The organism is Streptomyces sp. NPDC043854, from assembly GCF_056436005.1.
Genome location: NZ_JBWKDK010000002.1, coordinates 1 through 18,903, shown reverse-complemented (window position 1 = coordinate 18,903; position 18,903 = coordinate 1). Strand labels below are relative to the sequence as shown.

At 73.7% G+C, this 18,903-nt stretch carries 16 protein-coding genes; 8 read left to right on the top strand and 8 right to left on the bottom strand.

All coding sequences use genetic code 11. From position 1 onward, the window contains the following. The first annotated feature begins 68 nt into the window (after nt 1-68). Nucleotides 69-1,706, top strand: coding sequence for an ABC-F family ATP-binding cassette domain-containing protein (locus AC068A_RS02080; RefSeq protein ID WP_478579441.1), 1,638 nt, complete (start codon nt 69-71; stop codon nt 1,704-1,706). Between the two features lie 48 nt (nt 1,707-1,754). On the opposite strand, the gene AC068A_RS02075 is transcribed toward AC068A_RS02080, so the two are convergent. From AC068A_RS02075 to AC068A_RS02055, 5 genes are all read right to left on the bottom strand, one after another. Further along, nucleotides 1,755-2,528 carry an SDR family NAD(P)-dependent oxidoreductase gene (locus AC068A_RS02075; protein WP_478579438.1) on the bottom strand — a complete coding sequence of 258 codons (774 nt, stop codon included), beginning with the start codon at nt 2,526-2,528 and terminating at the stop codon, nt 1,755-1,757. Nucleotides 2,529-2,561: 33 nt separating this feature from the next. Beyond that, nucleotides 2,562-3,743, bottom strand: a complete 1,182-nt coding sequence (locus tag AC068A_RS02070; protein WP_478579436.1) for an MAB_1171c family putative transporter — start codon at nt 3,741-3,743, stop codon at nt 2,562-2,564. Next, nucleotides 3,733-4,233, bottom strand: coding sequence for a hypothetical protein (locus AC068A_RS02065; protein ID WP_478579433.1), 501 nt, complete (start codon nt 4,231-4,233; stop codon nt 3,733-3,735). The genes AC068A_RS02070 and AC068A_RS02065 overlap by 11 nt, the downstream gene beginning before the upstream one ends. 258 nt (nt 4,234-4,491) lie before the next feature. After that, nucleotides 4,492-6,921 carry a Tex family protein gene (locus AC068A_RS02060; RefSeq protein ID WP_478579430.1) on the bottom strand — a complete coding sequence of 810 codons (2,430 nt, stop codon included), beginning with the start codon at nt 6,919-6,921 and terminating at the stop codon, nt 4,492-4,494. Between the two features lie 221 nt (nt 6,922-7,142). After that, nucleotides 7,143-8,009: an SCO6745 family protein gene (locus AC068A_RS02055; RefSeq protein ID WP_478579428.1), complete on the bottom strand. Its 867-nt coding sequence runs from the start codon at nt 8,007-8,009 to the stop codon at nt 7,143-7,145. A gap of 493 nt (nt 8,010-8,502) precedes the next feature. On the opposite strand from AC068A_RS02055, the gene AC068A_RS02050 reads away from it, so the two are divergent. Further along, nucleotides 8,503-10,068: a M1 family metallopeptidase gene (locus AC068A_RS02050; protein WP_478579425.1), complete on the top strand. Its 1,566-nt coding sequence runs from the start codon at nt 8,503-8,505 to the stop codon at nt 10,066-10,068. Between the two features lie 54 nt (nt 10,069-10,122). On the opposite strand, the gene AC068A_RS02045 is transcribed toward AC068A_RS02050, so the two are convergent. Next, a complete protein-coding gene (locus AC068A_RS02045; RefSeq protein ID WP_478579423.1) occupies nt 10,123-11,025 on the bottom strand; it encodes an oxygenase MpaB family protein in 903 nt (300 codons plus the stop codon). A gap of 126 nt (nt 11,026-11,151) precedes the next feature. On the opposite strand from AC068A_RS02045, the gene AC068A_RS02040 reads away from it, so the two are divergent. Both AC068A_RS02040 and sph read left to right on the top strand, forming a co-directional pair. Beyond that, entirely contained in the window at nt 11,152-12,219 is a 1,068-nt protein-coding gene (locus tag AC068A_RS02040; protein WP_478579421.1) for an aminoglycoside phosphotransferase family protein, read from the top strand. A 100-nt stretch (nt 12,220-12,319) separates the two neighbouring features. Next, the gene (sph, locus tag AC068A_RS02035; RefSeq protein WP_478579418.1) at nt 12,320-13,312 is read left to right on the top strand and encodes a sphingomyelin phosphodiesterase; all 993 of its coding nucleotides are present in this window, start codon (nt 12,320-12,322) and stop codon (nt 13,310-13,312) included. Between the two features lie 134 nt (nt 13,313-13,446). Here the strand turns inward: sph and AC068A_RS02030 are convergent, their stop codons facing one another. Further along, nucleotides 13,447-13,992, bottom strand: coding sequence for a flavoprotein (locus tag AC068A_RS02030; RefSeq protein ID WP_478579415.1), 546 nt, complete (start codon nt 13,990-13,992; stop codon nt 13,447-13,449). Between the two features lie 114 nt (nt 13,993-14,106). Here AC068A_RS02030 and AC068A_RS02025 point away from each other — a divergent pair, with 114 nt between their 5' ends. Together AC068A_RS02025 and AC068A_RS02020 are read left to right on the top strand one after the other, a co-directional pair. After that, nucleotides 14,107-15,282, top strand: coding sequence for a helix-turn-helix domain-containing protein (locus AC068A_RS02025; RefSeq protein ID WP_478579413.1), 1,176 nt, complete (start codon nt 14,107-14,109; stop codon nt 15,280-15,282). A gap of 84 nt (nt 15,283-15,366) precedes the next feature. Beyond that, nucleotides 15,367-15,711 (top strand): DUF6415 family natural product biosynthesis protein, encoded by a 345-nt coding sequence (locus AC068A_RS02020; protein WP_478579412.1) that lies wholly within the window; start codon nt 15,367-15,369, stop codon nt 15,709-15,711. Between the two features lie 229 nt (nt 15,712-15,940). On the opposite strand, the gene AC068A_RS02015 is transcribed toward AC068A_RS02020, so the two are convergent. Then, a complete protein-coding gene (locus tag AC068A_RS02015; protein WP_478579409.1) occupies nt 15,941-17,782 on the bottom strand; it encodes an AMP-dependent synthetase/ligase in 1,842 nt (613 codons plus the stop codon). A 100-nt stretch (nt 17,783-17,882) separates the two neighbouring features. Between AC068A_RS02015 and AC068A_RS02010 the strand changes: the two genes are divergently transcribed. After that, nucleotides 17,883-18,608 (top strand): MerR family transcriptional regulator, encoded by a 726-nt coding sequence (locus AC068A_RS02010; protein WP_478579406.1) that lies wholly within the window; start codon nt 17,883-17,885, stop codon nt 18,606-18,608. Between the two features lie 54 nt (nt 18,609-18,662). Then, nucleotides 18,663-18,903, top strand: a 241-nt coding sequence (locus AC068A_RS02005) for a maltokinase N-terminal cap-like domain-containing protein (protein WP_478579404.1), incomplete at its 3' end; no start/stop codon positions are given.

Genomic DNA, 18,903 nt, shown 5'->3' with positions numbered 1-18,903 from the left:
CATCCCACCTATCCCGCCACGAGGACCGGGCCGGCCCGTCCGCGGGGCGCGGATAGGATCGGTGGACCATGACTGCAACCCTCGTCGCCAAGAACCTCAGCGCCGCACACGGCGAGCGCACGCTCTTCGCCGGGCTCGACCTCGTCGTCGCGCCCGGCGACGTCATCGGCCTCGTCGGTGTCAACGGCGCCGGGAAGTCGACCCTGTTGCGGCTGCTCGCCGGCCTGGACACCCCCGAGTCCGGCGAGCTGAGGCTGTCCCCGCCCACCGCCGCCGTGGGCCACCTGCCGCAGGAGCCCGAGCGCCGCGCCGGGGAGTCCGTACGCGAGTTCCTGACCCGGCGCACCGGTGTCGCCGCCGCCCAGGCGGAGCTGGATGCGGCGACGCAGGGCCTGGTGGACGGGACGCCCGGCGCGGACGACGCGTACGCGACGGCGCTGGACCGGTGGCTGAACCTCGGCGGCGCGGACCTCGACGAGCGGGCCCGGGAGACCGCCGACGAGCTCGGCCTCGCGGTGGGCCTGGACCTGCCGATGACCGCCCTGTCCGGCGGGCAGGCGGCCCGGGCGGGCCTGGCCTCGCTGCTGCTGTCCCGCTACGACGTGTTCCTGCTCGACGAGCCGACCAACGACCTGGACCTGGAGGGCCTGGAGCGGCTGGAGCGGTTCGTCACGGGTCTGCGCGCAGGCACGGTCGTCATCAGCCACGACCGCGAGTTCCTCGCCCGGACCGTCACCAAGGTCCTCGAACTCGACCTGGCCCAGCAGCAGATCAACCTCTACGGCGGCGGCTACGACGCCTACCTGGAGGAGCGGGCCAGGGACCGCGCGCACGCCCGCGAGGAGTACGAGGAGTACGCCGACAAGCGCGCCGCGCTGGAGGGCCGGGCCCTGATGCAGCGCAACTGGATGGACAAGGGCGTCCGCAACGCCCGCCGCAAGTCCTCGGACAACGACAAGATCGGCCGGAAGCTGCGCGGCGAGGCGAGCGAGAAGCAGGCCGCCAAGGCCCGGCAGACGCAGCGTGCCATCGAGCGGCTGGAGGTGGTGGAGGAGCCGCGCAAGGAGTGGGAGCTGCGCATGGAGATCGCGGCGGCCCCCCGCTCCGGTTCGGTGGTCGCGACCCTGCGCGAGGCGGCCGTGCAGCGCGGGGACTTCTCCTTCGGCCCGGCCAGCCTCCAACTCGACTGGGCGGACCGGGTGGCGATCACCGGCGCGAACGGCGCGGGCAAGTCGACGCTGCTGGCGGTGCTGCTGGGCCGGCTGGCCCCGGACTCCGGTGCGGCCTCGCTCGGCTCGGGCGTGCGGATCGGCGAGGTGGACCAGGCGCGCGGCCTGTTCCTCGGCGAGGAGTCGCTGCTGGAGGCCTTCTGCGCGGCGGTCCCGGACACCGAGCCGGCCGACGTGCGGACCCTGCTGGCGAAGTTCGGCCTGAAGGCGGCGCACGTCCTGCGCCCGGCGGCGACGCTGTCCCCCGGCGAGCGGACCCGGGCGGCCCTGGCGCTGCTCCAGGGGCGCGGGGTGAACCTGCTGGTGCTGGACGAGCCGACGAACCACCTGGACCTGCCGGCGATCGAGCAGCTGGAGTCGGCCCTGGAGGCGTACGAGGGCACGCTGCTGCTCGTCACGCACGACCGGCGGATGCTGGACGCGGTGCACGTGACCCGGCGCCTGCAGGTCGCCGACGGCAAGGTGGTCGAGCTGTAGCGGGGCTGCCCTCGGGACGCCGGGCCGGCGCCCCGGGTCCGCCGTCGGCTACCGGCCGGCAGGCGGGCGGCGGGTGCGGGCCATCTTCCGCGCCACGAAGCCGCGCGGGAGGTGCCGGGCGGCCAGCGCGTACGCCCGGTAGCGGCGGCCGGTGATGCTGACCGGCCGGCGCAGCGCGAGGTCCCGCAGGGCCTTGGCCACCACGGCCTCCGGCTCCAGCCAGACCGCCTCGCGCAGGGAGCTCACGTCCATGCCGGCGCGCGCCTGGAACTCGGTGCGGGTGAAGCCGGGGACCACGGCCAGCACCCGGACCCCGTACGGCTCCATGTCGACCCGCAGGGACTCGCTGAACGCGGTCACCCAGGCCTTGGCAGCCCCGTACGTGCCGGTCGGCAGCAGTCCGGCCACCGAGGACACGTTCAGCACGGCGCCGCGGCGGCGCTCGCGCAGCCCGGGCAGCACCGCGTGGGTGAGCCGCAGCGGGACCTTCACGAGCAGGTCGAGCATCCGCTCCTCGTCCGCGACAGGGCTGTACGGGAAGGGGTCGGCCAGCCCGAACCCGGCGTTGTTGACCAGGATGTCGACCGGCCGGGCGGGGTCGGCGAGCCGCTCGGCGACGGCCGCGCAGCCGGCGGCGTCCAGCAGGTCGGCGCGCAGCACCTCGCACTGCGTGCCGAACTCGCGGCCGAGTTCGCGGGCGACGGCGTGCAGGCGGTCCTCGTCGCGGGCGACGAGGACGAGGTCGCAGCCCTTGGCGGCGAAGCCGCGGGCGAAGGCGGCACCGAGCCCGGCACTGGCCCCGGTGATCATTGCGGTGGTCAAGGCGGCGTCACTTCCTGCGGTGGTACGGGTGGTTCAGGGCGCGAAGTCGGCGGTGGCGGTCGAGCCGTAGGCCTGGGCCACGTCGACGAGGAAGCGCGCCTCGTCCTCCAGGCCGGCCTCGCTCCCGGCGGAGTGCTGCATGACGGCCGGGAGCACCCAGTACGCGGCCTGCCAGGGCTTGCCGGGCTGTCCGGCGAGCAATGCCGCGCGTGCCTCCTTCAGGACGCAGGCCAGCGCGGCCGCCGTGCGCCGCGGCTCGGGGACGCCGCGGAGGGTGACGTGGCTGCGGGCGAGCTCGGGTATGCCGGGGGCGACGTACTCGCCGAGGATGAGGATCGCGTCGCGGGTCTCGATGACCTTGCGGTACACGAGCATGTTGCGCGGGACGGGCGGCCACAGCAGTTCCAGGAGCCGGCCCGCCCTCGGCTTGGTGAGCACGACGTGCGGAACGGCCTGCACCAGGTCGTGCCACAGCGGCCACAGCCGCCAGGCGGTGGCGCTGTCGGCGGCGGTGCGGCGCAGCGTGAAGGCGGTCGGGACGAGGATGGCGGCGGCGCGCAGCAGTCCGTGCAGGTTCATCATCAGCGGCAGGGCGGGCATGGCCCAGGAGCTGCCGAACAGGGCCTTGAGGAGGTAGCAGAACCAGAACACGCCGGCGAGGGCGGTGCCCAGGCCGAACAGCCGCAGCCCGAGCGCCAGTCCCCTGCTCTCGGTGCGGCGGCTGTAGCGCCAGCACAGGGCGACACAGGTGGTGTTGGCGAGCAGGTGTGCGCAGATGAGGATCAGCCAGTACGCGAGGGAGGGCACGGGACCGCCCCGCGGGGGGAGGGTGTGCGCGCCGTGCGCGGGCGCGGTCAGGTCGAGGACGAGGAGGAGGGCCAGCCAGGCCGCCGTGCCCGCCCAGGCGGCGCGTTGCAGGGTGCGGCCGCGGGTGGCGGACGCCACGAAGTAGAGGACGGCGCCGGCGGACAGCACGCCGGTGAGGTTGCGGACGAGCCCGACGGTGTGGGCGTAGCCGGGGTCGCGCATCGCGTACGCGACGACGTCGGGGAGGTTCAGGGTCATTGCGGCGGCGGCCGTGGCGACGGCCAGCCACAGTCCGCGCTGCTGCGGGGAGCGCAGGGCGGCGGGGGCCCGCAGCAGGACGGCGGCCCAGAGGCAGGCCACGCTGGGGACGGCGAGCCAGTCGCCGATCGCGCTGAGCTCAGTGGCCACGGCGGCGCCGCTCGTATCCCATGGCGGACTCCAGCCGGGCGAGGGTGCCGCGGAGTTCGGCGGCCGGCTGCGGGCAGGGGGTGGCGGTGCGGATGCGGATCATGCTGGCGAGCATCTCCGCCTCCTGCTCCTGGCGGGTGGTGTAGTCGGAGCGGCCGAGGACGACGGGGGCCCGGCCGTCGAGCTCCTCGCCCTCCAGGAAGTGGTGGCCGAAGAGGATGTGGCCGAGCTCGTGGAGGACGATGTGCTCGCGGTGCAGCGGGGTGGTGTTCTCCTCGTAGAAGACGTAGTCGACCCGGGCGGTGCCCACCCACAGGCCGCAGACGCCGGTCTCCGCCGCCTCCTTGGGGAGCGGGTGGAGGCGGATGGGGCGGCCCCGCTGCTCGGCTATGCGCCCGCACAGCTCCTCGAGGGAGAACGGGTGCGGCAGATCCAGATGGCCGAGAATCTTCTCACACCGTTTGCGGAGGCCGAGTTGAGAGTGGTGCATGTGATCCCTCTTCGGACCCTTTCGCGGGCAGCGTCGGTAGGCATGGGCAGGCATGGGTGTGGCGTCCTCTGCCGTCAAGGGGCCTCGGGGAGAGTGCGGTCCTGAGGGAAACGGAACGCCCGTCCGCCTGATGACGAACGGGCGTTCCACCATGCCTACAGATCGGGTACGGGAGTTCGCAAGGCGCGTCCCTGCGGGAGGTTCGCTTTCGGCCACCTCCGCGCCGGGCCCCGTACCCTCCGGCGACGCGTGCGGGCGCTACCGCCTGCGGCGGTCCTCGGAGCCCGGGCCCGCGAGCCCGGCCCGGCGCAGCGCGTCGGCCATGGCGCTGTTCGCGGGGGCCGGGGCGCCGCCGCCCTGGCCGCCCTGGCCGCCCTGTCGCCGGCCCTCGCCGCCGCCCCGGCCGCCGCGCCGGCCGTCCTGGCCGCCGCGCTGCTGCGGGGGACGGCCGCCGCCGCGCCGGTCCTGGCGGTCCTCGCGCTGGCGGGGCGTGCCCGGCGCGGAGCCGGCCTCGTCGTCCAGCCGGAGGGTCAGCGAGATCCGCTTGCGCGGGATGTCCACGTCCAGGACCTTCACGCGGACGATGTCGCCCGGCTTGACCACGTCGCGCGGGTCCTTGACGAAGTTCTTCGACAGGGCCGAGACATGGGCCAGCCCGTCCTGGTGGACGCCGATGTCGATGAAGGCGCCGAAGGCGGCCACGTTGGTGACGACGCCCTCCAGGACCATGCCGGGGGCCAGGTCGCCGATCTTCTCGACGCCCTCCTTGAACGCGGCCGTCCGGAACGCCGGGCGCGGGTCGCGGCCCGGCTTCTCCAGCTCGCCGAGGATGTCGGTGACGGTGGGCAGGCCGAAGGCCTCGGTGACGAACTGCTCGGGCTTCAGCGAGCGCAGCACCGACGTGTTGCCGATCAGGGCGGCCACCTCGCTGCCGGCGGTCTTCGCCATGGACCGGACGACCGGGTACGCCTCGGGGTGCACGCTGGAGGAGTCCAGCGGGTCGTCGCCGCCGCGGATCCGGAGGAAGCCCGCGCACTGCTCGTACGCCTTGGGGCCGAGCCGGGGCACGTCCTTGAGGGCCTTGCGGCTGCGGAAGGGGCCGTTGGCGTCGCGGTGGGCCACGATGTTCTCGGCGAGTCCGCCGCTGATGCCCGACACACGGGCGAGCAGCGGCGCGGAGGCGGTGTTGACGTCCACGCCGACGCCGTTCACGCAGTCTTCGACGACCGCGTCGAGGGAGCGGGACAGCTTCACCTCGGACAGGTCGTGCTGGTACTGGCCGACGCCGATGGACTTGGGGTCGATCTTGACGAGCTCGGCGAGCGGGTCCTGGAGGCGGCGGGCGATGGACACCGCCCCGCGCAGCGACACGTCCATGTCCGGGAGCTCCTGCGAGGCGAAGGCGGAGGCCGAGTACACGGAGGCACCCGCCTCGGAGACCATGACCTTGGTCAGCTTCAGCTCGGGGTGGCGGGAGATCAGCTCGCCGGCGAGGCGGTCCGTCTCGCGGGAGGCGGTGCCGTTGCCGACGGCGATCAGCTCGACCTCGTGCTGCTCCGCGAGGCGGGCGAGCTTGGCCAGGGCTTCGTCCCAGCGGTTCGCGGGCACGTGCGGGTGGATCACGTCGGTGGCCACGACCTTGCCGGTGGCGTCCACGACGGCGACCTTCACACCGGTGCGGAAGCCCGGGTCGAGGCCGAGCGTGGCCCGCGTGCCGGCGGGGGCCGCGAGGAGGAGGTCGCGCAGGTTGGCGGCGAAGACCCGGACGGCCTCGTCCTCTGCGGCGGAGCGCAGCCGCATCCGCAGGTCGATGCCGAGGTGCACCTGGATCTTCGTACGCCAGGCCCAGCGGACCGTGTCGGCGAGCCACTTGTCGCCGGGGCGGGCCCGGTCGGCCACGCCGAAGCGGCGGGCGATCGTGCCCTCGTACGAGGACGGTCCGGGGACGACCGCGGTCTCGGGGTCCTCCGGCTCCAGGGTGAGGTCGAGGACGTCCTCCTTCTCGCCGCGCAGCATGGCGAGGACGCGGTGCGAGGGCAGCGCCGTGAACGGCTCGGCGAAGTCGAAGTAGTCGGCGAACTTCGCGCCCGCCTCCTCCTTGCCCTCGCGGACCTTCGCGGCGAGCCGGCCGCGGCCCCACATGCGCTCGCGCAGCTCGCCGATGAGGTCGGCGTCCTCGGCGAACCGCTCGGTGAGGATGGCGCGGGCGCCCTCCAGGGCCGCCGCGGGGTCGGCGACGCCCTTGTCCGTGTCGACGAACGCGGCCGCGGCGGCGGCCGGTTCCACCGACGGGTCGGCGAGCAGGCCGTCGGCGAGCGGCTCCAGGCCGGCCTCGCGCGCGATCTGGGCCTTCGTCCGCCGCTTCGGCTTGAACGGCAGGTAGATGTCCTCCAGCCGGGCCTTGGTGTCGGCCGCGTTGATCCGGGCCTCCAGATCGGCGTCGAGCTTGCCCTGCTCCCGTACGGAGTCCAGGATCGCCGCGCGCCGGTCCTCCAGCTCCCGCAGATAGCGCAGCCGCTCCTCGACGGTGCGCAGCTGGGCGTCGTCGAGCATCTCGGTCGCTTCCTTGCGGTAGCGCGCGATGAACGGCACGGTGGAGCCGCCGTCGAGCAGCTCGACGGCAGCCTTGACCTGCCGTTCCCGTACGCCGAGCTCCTCGGCGATCCTGCCTTCGATGGACGTCGTCACGATCGGGTCCCGCCTGCCTTCGTTGTGCGTTGGACGGCTCCCCATTGTGGCAGGTGGCGGTGACGGCGGCCGGGAGCCCCGCGCCCCGGCGGCGAACCGGGGCGTACCCGCGGACCGGCGGGACCGGCGGCGGCCCGGCGCGGCGGCCGGACCGTCCGGCGCACGTCGGGTCGCCCCAGTCAGGCGCCCCCGGTCAGGCGCCCCCGGTCAGGCGCCCCCGGTCAGGCCGCCTTGCCGAAGGCGTTGGAGGGGAAGGCCCCCGCGCTGACGGCCTTCGCGGCGAAGCCGCCGCCGAGTTCGGCGAGCCGGGCCAGGCCGTCGGCGCCCAGGTGCTCGTACGGGGCCGCGTCGAGGCGGTCGGTCTCGTCCTCCAGGTGCTCGCGGACGGCCTTGCCCTCGACGGTGAGGTCGCCCTCGTCGTCGAGGAGCCCGCGGGCGCGCAGCCGGGCTGCGGCGGCGTCGATGTCCTCCTGCTCCCAGCCGCGGACCGCCTTGATCCACTTGGCGTTCATGCCGCGACCGGTCGCGCTGTGGGTGACGAGGGCCTCCAGCGGGTCCAGGCCGGCGAGGAGCAGCGCGGCGACGTGGCCGTCGCCGCGGTGCTCGCGCAGCAGGGTGGCGGCGTGCCACAGGCGCAGGTGCGGCTCCGCGGGGACGGGGAGGTCCGCGTGGGCCGCGTAGAGGGTGCGGGCGTGCCGGGTGCAGGCCTCGGTGGCGCGCATGGCCAGGTCCGCGGCCTCCGCCAGCTCCGGGGAGGCGACGGTGTCGTCCCCGAGGAGGCGGCGCAGGGTGCGGTCGGCGGCGCGCAGGCGGGCCGCGAGGGCCTGTTCGGGGGTGATGGTGTCCCAGACGGCCGGCAGGTGCCGGGCGAGGAATTCGTACCGGTAGTTGTAGAAGGTGGCGGCGACGGTGCCGGTGCCGACGGCTCCCATGGCGGCGGCGCGGGAGGACAGGGCCGCCCGGGAGTGGTCGTCGACACCGAGGGCGGCGAACTCCGCGGTCAGGTCGGGCGAGAAGTAGATGGTCGCGTGGAGCGGGTTGATCGCACCGTGCCAGGCGCGGCGTGCGGCGTGCTCGGGAAGCGTCATGGGAGCAGGTTACCGACTGCTCGGTATGCCGCTCCGGCGGGGCCCCGGCAGAACCGATTCCGCCTCGCTACGACGCCGAACCGGCCGAAGCCGGACTGCTGCGGCGCAGCGTGCCGGGCGGGGGCGGCGGGCACGGTGCGGTCCGCCGCTCTTCCCGTGCGTCACCCGGAAGCGGGAGTGCACCGCCTGATGGCCGGACAGGAACCGCAAGGTTTCCGCCAAAGCCGCCCGGAGACACACCGGGGAGGAATCCGGACAACCCGCCCTCCCCGTACGGCGTACCCGGCGCTCCGGCCGACGGCGCCACGGCCCCGCGCAGCCCGGGACACGGGGGATGCACAGGACGGGACCGGGTGCGGCGGTACGCCGTCCAAGGGGCGGTTCCCTTGCGACCGGATGGCGATCGTGTGACATCAGGGGCCATGGACATGACGTGGCGGGCGGGGGTGAATACGGTCGAACGAAGCCACCCCCCTCACCACTTGGAGCCCCCGTGCACCGCAAAGTCATCGCCCCGAGCGTGCTCGCCGCCTCCCTGCTGCTGGTGATCCCGGCATCGGCCGCGGGTTCCGCCGCGGGCGCGCCGGGTATCGGCGACCCCTACTACCCGGCCAGCGGCAACGGCGGATACGACGTGTCCCACTACGACCTGCGCCTGAAGTACCAGCCGCAGACGGACCTCCTGGAGGGCACGGCCACCCTGCTGGCCACCGCCACCCAGGACCTGTCCCGTTTCAACCTCGACTTCGGCCTGAAGGTCAGCGAGGTCCGCGTCAACGGCGTCAAGGCCGGATTCGCCGCCTCCGGCGCGCACGAGCTCGAGGTCACCCCCGCCCAGGCACTGCCGAAGGGCCGCCAGGCCACCGTCGTCGTCAAGTACGCCGGCAAGCCCTCGGAGTTCAAGGTCGACGGCTGGTCGGCCTGGCAGCGCACCCCGGACGGCGGCGTCGCGGCGCAGGAGCCGGACGCGGCCGCCTGGTGGTTCCCGAGCAACGACCACCCGCTCGACAAGGCCACCTTCGACATCTCCGTGAGCGTCCCCGACGGCACGCAGGCGATCAGCAACGGCGTCCTGCTGTCGCAGAGTTCGCGGCTCGGCTGGACCCGCTACAACTGGCGCTCGAACAAGCCGCAGGCCACGTACCTGGCCACCCTCGCCGTCGGCAAGTTCGACATCACCACCGACAAGACGGCCGGCGGCCTGCCCGTCCTCAACGCCTACAGCAAGGACCTCGGCGACAACGCGGGCGCAGCGCGCGCCAGCGTGGAGCGGACCGCGGAGGTGGCCGAGTGGCTGGAGGGGGTCTTCGGCCCGTACCCCTTCAACGCGCTGGGCGGCTACGTGCCCAACGTGCCGAGCGGTTTCGCGCTGGAGACCCAGACCCGCCCGTTCTACAGCCCGCGCCAGTTCGCGGGCGGCGCCAACACCTCCGTGGTCGTGCACGAGCTGGCCCACCAGTGGTACGGCGACAGCGTGTCCGTCGACGGCTGGAAGGACATCTGGATCAACGAGGGCTTCGCCCGCTACAGCCAGTGGCTGTGGTCGGAGAAGGAGGGCGAGGGCACCGCGCAGGAGCTGGCCGAGTGGGCGTACGGGCTGCGCGCCGCGGACGACCCGTTCTGGCAGGTCAAGCCGGGCGACCCGGGCCCGGACAACCTGTTCCACCTCGCCGTGTACGACCGCGGCGCCATCACCCTCCAGGCGCTGCGCAACGAGATCGGCGACGAGAAGTTCTTCCGGATCCTCAAGGGGTGGCCGACGGAGCGGGCCCACGGCAACGCCACCGTCGGTGACTTCGTCCAGTACGCGGAGAAGGTGTCGGGCAAGCAGCTCGCCCAGCTGTTCGAGACCTGGCTGTACACCCCGGGCAAGCCGGAGTTCGCCCCGCCGGCCGCCGCGTCGAAGGACGCCCGCCCGCTGCGGGCCCCGGCCGCGAAGCCGGTGGAGCCGAAGTCCTGGAAGAAGATCGCCGCGACGGACTCGGTCCACGACCGCGAGCACGGCAGCGGCAGCGGCAGCGGGCGCGGTCACGGCCACGGCCACGGCCACGGCCACTGAGCCTGCTGCCGCACCCGCCCCGGGTCCGTACGGGCTCCCGCGCGCCGGCGTCCCTCAGCGGGCGCCGGCGCGCCACTGCGCCCGCGCCCGGTAGGCGATGGGCAGGTACCGCAGCCGCTCCGGCAGCAGCGGCACCAGCAGCCGTACGGCCGTGCTGAACCGCCGGAGCCTGCGCTCCTGGGCCGCGGACCACTCCAGCCCGATGGCGGCGCGGGCCTCGGGCGGCATGTACCCGACGGTGACGAAGGCCCTGAAGCGCAGGAACACCGCCCGCAGCACCGGCCAGAAGACCCGCAGCAGCAGCCGCACGGGCAGCGGGCCGCCCGTGGGCCGCGGCAGGGGCACGTCGGTGGCGACGAGTTCCCGGGCGACCTTGGTCGGCTCGATCTCCTCGGCCAGCATCCGGCGGTAGTAGGGCCAGTACTCCTCCACGGTCTGCGGCATGTCCCGGTCGTGCAGGCCGAGGATCCGCCCCACCTGGAGCCACTCCCGGTACAGCTGCCGCTCCTGCGCCGGGGTGAAGCGGCGCAGGAGGTAGCGCCCGGCGTACAGGTAGATCGGGAACCCGGTGGCGTGCACCCACGCGTAGCAGGCGGGGTCGAGGGAGTGGTAGCGCCGGCCCCGGGTGTCGATGCCCTGGATCTCCTTGTGCAGGCGGCGCACCCGGCGGCCCTCCTCGGCGGCCTGCTCCCCGCCGTACACCCACAGCTGGACGGAGCGCAGCGAGCGCTCGCCGCGCCCCCAGGGGTCGGTGCGGAAGACCGAGTGCTCGTCGACGCCGGCCCCGATGGCGGGGTGGGCGACCTGCATGGTGAAGGCGGCGGGCAGCATCAGCAGCGCCCGGATGTCCCCCGATATGGTCCACAGCACCCCGCCGGGAGCCGGCGGCCGCGGGTCGGGCCGGCGGGTACCGGCCGGGCGCGGGCTCGGTGCGGCCGGCTGCTGTGCGGTGGTCATGTGCGTCCCCCTGGTTCGGTGCTCCGTACCTCCAGTATGGCCGCGCGGGGGCCGTATCCCCAGGTCGGCGGCCCGGCGGGCAAAGTCGGTGGAGGCGGCGCCGTACGCGGTGGTGTGATGGGGCCCATGCGCGACGACATGCGGGCGGTGGTGGACCGGGGCGGCTTCCCGGAGGCGGTGACGCCCTGGGACGAAGAGCCGTGGCGGGCGGGGGTGTTCACCTGGCTGGAGCGGGAGCTCGCCGCCGGCGGGCTGCGCGAGACGGGCCGGCACGAGGTGCGCCTGCGGCCGTGGTCGGTCCTGGTACGCCTGTCCGTGGAGGCGGCCGAAGGAGCCCCGGGTAGCGAAATCACCACCGGATCCCGCGGCGCACCCGTCTGGTTCAAGGCCAACCCGCCGGCCGGCGCGTTCGAGGCCGGGCTGACCGCAGCCCTGGCCCGCTGGGTGCCCGAGCACGTGCTCGCGCCGCTCGCGGTCGCCGCCGGCCGCGACTGGGCGCTGCTGCCCGACGGCGGGACCCTGTTCCGGGACCTGCTCGACCGCGGGCCCGCCGGCCCGGGCGCCTGGGAGGAGCCGCTCCGCCGGTACGCCGCCCTCCAGCGGGCCCTGGTGCCGTACACCGCGGAGATCGAGGCCCTGGGCGTGCCGTCCGCGCGCACGGCCGCGCTGCCGGAGGTCTTCGACCGGCTCGTCGGGGAGAACACCGCGCTGGAGCCGGAGCAGCGGGCCGCACTGCACGCGCTGCGGCCCCGGCTCGCGGACTGGTGCGCCGAGCTCGCGGGCCTCGGCATCGCCGACACGCTCGACCACTCCGATCTGCACGACGGCCAGCTCTTCGTCCCGCAGCCGGGCCGGTTCACCTTCTTCGACTGGGGCGACGCCGCCGTGTCGCACCCGTTCTGCAGCCTGCTGGTCCCGGCCCGGGCGGCTCGCGCGCGGTACGGGGCCGAGGTGCTGCCCCGGCTGCGGGACGCCTACCTGGAGCCGTGGACCGGTGGCGGGGCCGCGGCCGGGGGGCTGCGGCGCGCGGTGTCGCTGGCGTGGCGGCTCGGGGCGATCGGCCGCGCCGCGTCGTGGAGCCGCGTCTTCCCCCAAGCAGCCGGCACAGGCGTGGCGAACGGCCCGAATGGCGCGAACGGGCACGCCGACAGCGCCCGTTGGCTGCTGGAACTGCTGTCCGAGCCCGCGCTGTAGGACAACCGCCAGAAAGTGTTGTCACGGGTGTTACCCAGAGGTAACTGCGGCTGCTTGGATTGCGGGCGTCGATCTCCCCCACAGCCATGCTGGAGAGTTCATGCCGCAGCTCGAGCACACCCGTCGTCACCGCGCCGCCGCGGCGGCGGTCGCAGCGGTCGCCGCCGGCGCCCTGACCGTCACCACGGCTCCCGCCGCCACCGCGGCGGAGAGCAGCACGGCCCCCCGGCTCAGCGTCCTGACGTACAACGTGTTCCTGATGAGCAAGAACCTGTACCCCAACTGGGGCCAGGACCACCGGGCCGCGCAGATACCCCGGACCTCCTTCTACCAGGGCCACGACGTGGTCGTGCTCCAGGAGGCCTTCGACAACAGCTCCTCGGACGCGCTGAAGGCCAACTCGGCGGCCCAGTACCCGTACCAGACCCCGGTCGTCGGCCGCAGCAAGACCGGCTGGGACGCGACGGGCGGCGCCTACTCCACCACCACCCCGGAGGACGGCGGCGTCACGATCCTGAGCAAGTGGCCGATCGTCCGCAAGGAGCAGTTCGTCTACAAGGACGCCTGCGGCGCCGACTGGTGGTCCAACAAGGGCTTCGCCTACGTCGTGCTGGACGTCAACGGCGCGAAGGTGCACGTGGTCGGCACGCACGCGCAGTCCACCGACCCGGGCTGCGGCGCGGGCGAGGCGGCGCAGATGCGCGCCCGCCAGTTCCAGGCGATCGACGCCTTCCTGGACGGCAAGAACATCCCGGCGAACGAGCAGGTCATCGTGGCCGGCGACATGAACGTCGACTCGCGCACCCCCGAGTACGCGTCCATGCTCGCCAACGCCGACCTGGCGGGCTCCGACACGCGCACGGGGCACCCGTACTCCTTCGACACGGCCCTGAACTCGATCGCGAACTACCGCTACCCCACGGACCCGCGCGAGGACCTGGACTACGTCCTGTACCGCAAGGGCAACGCCCGCCCGGCCGGCTGGGAGAACAACGTGGTCAAGGAGGAATCCGCCCCCTGGACGGTCTCCAGCTGGGGCACGTCCTACACGTACACCAACCTCTCCGACCACTACCCGGTGATCGGCCGCTAGCCCCCCGCATCCGGATCAGTCGACTGCGGGCCCGTCCCAACACCGGCTGGGCCAGCGGGTGGTACTGCACCTCCTGAACGACACGACGCCCCCTCTTCGGCCTGCGGGCCGCGGGAGGGGGCGCCTTCGTGCGTTCAGTCCCCGTGCACCGGCACCACGCTGTCCAGGGCATCCAGGGCCAGCCCCCATGGGTACGGCTTCTTCTCGCCCGGCTGGTTCGGCACGAACCCGCCCTCGCCATACAGCACCCGGACACCGGCCGACCGGAGCGTTTCCAGCGACAGCGGGAACTGGGGGTGCTGCGCATAGGCGGCATTCACGCACGGCATGACGGCCATCGGGATGCCCTTGCCAATGCCCTCCGCCACGACCCCGACGGCCCACGTATCGGTGATCCCCAACGCCCACCGGTTGACGGTGTTCATGGTCGCCGGGGCGAACAGCACGGCGTCCGCGGGTGGCCACACGTCCGCCTCTCCGGGCCGCTTGTACCGCGTGCGCACCGCATGCCCGGTCAGAGCGGCCAACCCCGGGAGACTGTCCTCCAGCCAGTCCGCGGCCGTCGGGGTCAGGCCCAGGCAGACGTCCCAGCCGCGACGCTGCGCCTCTTCCACCACCCCGGCGATCTCGAAGACGGGCGGGGCGGCCGAGCAGAGCAGGTACACGGTCCTCGTCGTCATGGCTCCCGAGCCTATGCAATCGCCCCCACCCCCCGAGGAGCCGGGGGCGACCACGCGGTCGGCGCCGCGGGCACGGGTACCGTCCTTGATGACGAGTCTTGGACGGAGACCGATATGCCTCTACCCGACGACGACCGCACCGGTTCTCGGATCAGGGAGCAGCGTCGCTTACGACGTCTCTCACAGCGCGAGTTGGCCGACCGCATTCCGTACAGCCTCAGCCTGCTGAACCAGGTCGAGTGCGGCGCCCGCTCCGCAACTCCCGGTTTCGTGGCGGCAGTGGCACGAGCGCTTGGGGTGGACACGTCCAAGCTGACAGGACCGCCAGCCACGGCACAACTGCCCTCCGAGCGGCTGCTCGCCCTCGTCGTCCCGATCCGGGAGGCGCTCGACCGGTTCGACCTCGGACCGAACCCGGACCTGACCGCTGTCCGGCCGGCGCCCAAGCTGATCGCCGAGGCGGACGCGCTGTGCCGGCAGGTGCGTGCCGCGCACCTGCGTGCGGCGGCCGATGCGCTGCCCGGCCTGATCGTGGAACTGACCCACACTGTATGGACCGCCCCGTCAACGTCGCTGTGGCGGGCCCTCGCCTCGGCGTACCGGACCGCCCACGATGTGGCGCTCAAGCTTGACCACCCTGACCTCGCCCGCGTCGCCCTGGACCGGATGGGGTGGGCCGCGGGGAGGGCCTCGGACCCGTGCACCGAAGCGGTACAGCGGTACAAGCGGGCGATTCTCTGGCGCTGTGCGACGAGCCTGCCGCTGATCTCTTCGGGGCACAGCCTGCTGGCCGAGGAGACGAGCCGTGAGGCCCTCGCCGTGGCCGGGCAGCTCCACCTCGGGGCGGCCACGGTCGCCGCGAGGAACGAGGACGCCACCGCTGTGGCAACGCATCTGGCCGCCGCCCGTGACCTGGCGGACCGCGTCGGCGGCGAAGCCAGGGAGGTGCACTGGCTCTCGTTCGGGCGGGTCAACGTCCAGTTGCACGAGCTTGGCGCATCGATCGCGATGCGCCGCTTCGATGATGCTCTCGGTCAGGCCCGCGCGCTGAAGCTGCCGGAGTCGATGCTGATGTCGCGCCGGGCCCGCTATTTGGTGGATCGGGCGCTTGTCGAGATGGAGGCCGGCTCCGCCAAGACGTCACTGCGGTACTTGGCGGAGGCGAGGAAGTTGGCGCCGGAACAGACACGGCATCTTCCCGGTACCCGGAGCACCATCCGCGGACTGGTGCACATGTCGCGGCGAGCCCCGGACAGCCTCGGGGGGATGGCCCGCTGGGTCGGCATGTAGCACTCACAATTCTGTGAGCGTTCATCCCTCGCCGGGCCGTCACGCTGGTGTCTCCACCTCCTCACGACGGTAGGGAGCACCGGCATGAGCATGCCGCAGGATCACATGGTCGCGACCGCCCTGGTCGGCCGGGCGCTCGCCCCGTACGGCGAGCGGCCTGCCCAAGAGGGCGTCGCGGCGCTCACCGACGAACTGATCACCTGCGGGCAGAAGCTGCACGATGCCCTCTCCAGGATGCCTTCGCAGCACCGCCCCGTCGGGGCGTTCGAGGCCCTCGCCGAATGGGAGTACTTCGCGGCCGTCGGCCCGCTGGGGTCCGGCCCCCACGCGAACTGGAACTATGCGAGGGGCCTGGCCAGGATCATCCGGCAGCTCGTGCGCGCACTGGAGCATGCGGCCGGGGCGGAGCGCGGGGCGAGCGCGTCGTGACCCGGCACGCCCTCGACGGCCTGTACGTCGTGGCCCTGCTCGCGGCTCTCGGCCTGCTCGTCAACGGCATCGCACGCACCTGAGCCCCCGGCCCTGCACGGGTGGGTCCAGTCCGCGGCGACGCGGCCCCCGACCGCCCACCGCCCGGAGGCAGGGGGCCGGGGGCGGGGCCGGCCGCGCCGTGGGGCCGGCCGGGAGGCCGGGGGCCGGGGGCCACAGCCATGCCGCGCTACGGGGCCTCGTGCGGGTCCGCGTACAGGCCGTCGATCAGGTCTGCGTACTTGTCCCGGACCACGCGGCGGCGGAGCTTGAGCGAGGGCGTCAGCTCGCCCGACTCCGGGCCCCATTCCTCGGTCAGCAGCCGGTAGCGCTTGATCTGCTCGGTGCGGTTGAGCCGGGCGTTGGCCGCCTCGACCGCGCGGGCGATCTCCTCGCGGACCTCCGGGTGGCAGGCGAGTTCAGCGGGGGAGGCGGCTTCGATGCCGCGGGCCGCCGCCCAGGCCGGAGCCAGCTCCGCGTCCAGCACCAGCAGGGCGACGAGGTAGGAGCGGCCGTCGCCGTGCACCATGGCCTGGCCGATCAGCGGGTGTTCCTTGACGGTGTTCTCCACCAGGGCGGGCGAGACGTTCTTGCCGTTCGAGGTGATGATGAGCTCCTTCTTGCGGTCCGTCAGCCACAGGAACCCGTCCTCGTCGAGCCGGCCGACGTCCCCGGTCGGGAACCAGCCGTCGGCGTCGTGCGCCGGCTCCAGCGAGCCGTCGGGCCGCAGGTAGCCGCCGAAGACGGTCTCCCCGCGGGCGAGGATCTCCCCGTCCCCGGCCAGCCGCAGCTCCAGCCCGTCGATCGGGCGGCCGACGGAGCCGAGGCGGAAGGCGTCGGGGCTGTTGACCGTACAGACGCCCGAGGTCTCGGTCAGCCCCCAGGCGTCCATGATCGTGATCCCCCAGCCCGCCCAGAAGCGGACCACGTCGATCGGCATCGGCGCGGTGGCGCTGGCCGTCCACACGAGCCGGTCCAGCCCGGCCAGCCCCAGCAGTGGGTCCAGGACCTGCTCCTTGGCCCGGGCGTACGAGGCTTCGAGCGCGGCCGGGACCGGCTCGCCGCGCTCGCGGTGCCCGGCCCGGGCGCGCGCGAGGTCGCCCGCCGCCTCGATGGCCTCCCGCTGCCCGGCGGGCAGCTGCGCGAGCACCGCCCGCACGGACGCGGCGAGCTTCTCCCACACCCGGGGCACCCCGAAGAACTGCACCGGGTGCAGTTCGCGGACGGCAGGCGCCACGGCGGCCGGGTCGGCGACCATCCGGACGTGCGCCGCCCGCAGCAGCGGCAGGTAGATCCCGAGGATGCGCTCGGCGATGTGCGCGAAGGGCAGGTAGCAGATGTGCTCGGCGTGCTCGGGCAGTTCGACGCGCCGGTCCAGGCGGACGGACTGGAGCAGGATGTTGCGGTGGGTCAGCCGGACGCCCTTGGGGTCCCCGGTGGTGCCCGAGGTGTAGACGACGGTCAGCGGGTCCTCGGGCCGGGTCTCCTGCCAGGCCTTCTCGAAGGCGTCGGCGCGGTGCAGCCGGGCCCCGCTCGCGTACAGCGAGCCGTACGTGCCGTGGCCGGCGGCGTCCGCGGCGTCGGCCACGACCAGCCGCTCCAGGGGGACGGCGGGGTCGGCGAGCAGCGGCTCCCAGCGGGCGAGCTCGCGGGCGCCCTCGACCAGGGCGAGGCGGGCCCGGCTGTGGCGGGCGATGTGGGCGATCTGCCCGGGCGCGGAGGTCCCGTACACGGTGACCGGGACGGCGCCGAGGTGGACGAGGGCGAGGTCGCTGAGCCAGTGCTCGGGCCGGTTCCCCATCATGATCAGGACGTGGTCGCCGCGCTCGACGCCGAGGGCGGCGTACCCGGCGGCGAGGACGGCGACCCTGCGCCGGACCTCGGCCCAGCCGAGGGTGGTCCAGTCGGCGGAGCCGGGGGCGGTGCGCCACGAGAGGGCGGGGAGGTCGCCGTACTCGGCGGCGTTGCGGGCCAGCAGGGCGGGGAGGGTGAGCTCTTCGGGACGTCCGGGCAGTCGCAGTTTCGTGGTCATGGGCAGCTCCTGGCCGTTTCACATCGTTGGTGCGACAGCAATACTGTTGAACCGCGGTACTGAAACGGGACGTGCTGATCAGAGAGCGGGGCGAGCGACCATGACCACCCGGGTACCCGAGCCCGTGCTCACCGTCGACGAGCTCGCCTCCCGGGCGGGGGTCACCGTCCGCACCGTACGGTTCTACAGCACCCGCGGCCTTTTGCCCCCTCCCGTGATCGGACCCCGTCGTGTGGGGCACTACGGGCTCGAACACCTGTCGCGGCTGGCGCTGATCGAGGAGCTCCAGCACCAGGGCATGACCCTGTCCGCCATCGAGCGCTACCTCGACGCCCTGCCCGACGACCTGAGCGCGCACGACCTGGCCATCCACCGGGCCCTGGTGGCGACCTGGGCGCCGGACTCGGCCGAGGAGGTGTCCCGGGAGGAGCTGGAGAAGCGGGCCGGGCGGCCGCTGCCGGAGGAGGACCTGCACCGCCTCGCCGCGATGGACGTGATCGCGGACAGCGGCGGGGGGTTCCGGGTGGACCTGTCGCTGCTGCGGCTCGGGGTGGCGCTGCTCGACGTGCCGATCTCCCACGAGACGATCCTCGCGGCACGCCGGGTGATGCTGGAGCACGCCCGGGCGACGGCGCAGGAGCTGACCCGCCTCTTCCGCGACGAGGTGTGGGGGCCGTTCACCGAGGGCGAGGACGACCCGGAGCGGGTGGAGTCCATGAAGGCGCTGTCGGCGCACATGCAGCCGATGATGGTGCAGGCGCTGGTGACCGCGTTCCAGCGGTCGCTGAAGGAGGAGCTGAAGGCGGAGTTCGCCACGGGCGATTGACCGCGCCCCGCCCGGATCTCCCAACTCCGGTGCGGGGGAGGTAGGTTCGGCCGCATGGCAGTGATCCACAAAACCACGATGACCCCCACCAAGCTGGAGCTCCTCGCCTCCTGGCTCCCCGACCAGCCCTGGTACACCGCCACGGGCGGCGCCCCGGAGCCGGTGAAGGCCGGCGGGTTCCGCCTCGACGACCCGGAGGGCGAGGTGGGCATCGACTTCATGGTCGTGGGGGGGGGGGGGGGGGGGCCGCCCGCCCCCCCCCCCCCGCCGCCTACCCCCCCAAGCGCCCCGCTCC

What these genes read in the sequence shown, in the direction of transcription:
- AC068A_RS02040 (WP_478579421.1), top strand. Translation starts at nt 11,152, where the DNA reads ATGCGCGACGACATGCGGGCGGTGGTGGACCGGGGCGGCTTCCCGGAG.
- AC068A_RS02080 (WP_478579441.1), top strand. Translation starts at nt 69, where the DNA reads ATGACTGCAACCCTCGTCGCCAAGAACCTCAGCGCCGCACACGGCGAG.
- AC068A_RS02015 (WP_478579409.1), bottom strand. Translation starts at nt 17,782, where the DNA reads ATGACCACGAAACTGCGACTGCCCGGACGTCCCGAAGAGCTCACCCTC.
- AC068A_RS02020 (WP_478579412.1), top strand. Translation starts at nt 15,367, where the DNA reads ATGAGCATGCCGCAGGATCACATGGTCGCGACCGCCCTGGTCGGCCGG.
- AC068A_RS02010 (WP_478579406.1), top strand. Translation starts at nt 17,883, where the DNA reads ATGACCACCCGGGTACCCGAGCCCGTGCTCACCGTCGACGAGCTCGCC.
- AC068A_RS02030 (WP_478579415.1), bottom strand. Translation starts at nt 13,992, where the DNA reads ATGACGACGAGGACCGTGTACCTGCTCTGCTCGGCCGCCCCGCCCGTC.
- AC068A_RS02055 (WP_478579428.1), bottom strand. Translation starts at nt 8,009, where the DNA reads ATGACGCTTCCCGAGCACGCCGCACGCCGCGCCTGGCACGGTGCGATC.
- AC068A_RS02065 (WP_478579433.1), bottom strand. Translation starts at nt 4,233, where the DNA reads ATGCACCACTCTCAACTCGGCCTCCGCAAACGGTGTGAGAAGATTCTC.
- sph (WP_478579418.1), top strand. Translation starts at nt 12,320, where the DNA reads ATGCCGCAGCTCGAGCACACCCGTCGTCACCGCGCCGCCGCGGCGGCG.
- AC068A_RS02045 (WP_478579423.1), bottom strand. Translation starts at nt 11,025, where the DNA reads ATGACCACCGCACAGCAGCCGGCCGCACCGAGCCCGCGCCCGGCCGGT.
- AC068A_RS02025 (WP_478579413.1), top strand. Translation starts at nt 14,107, where the DNA reads ATGCCTCTACCCGACGACGACCGCACCGGTTCTCGGATCAGGGAGCAG.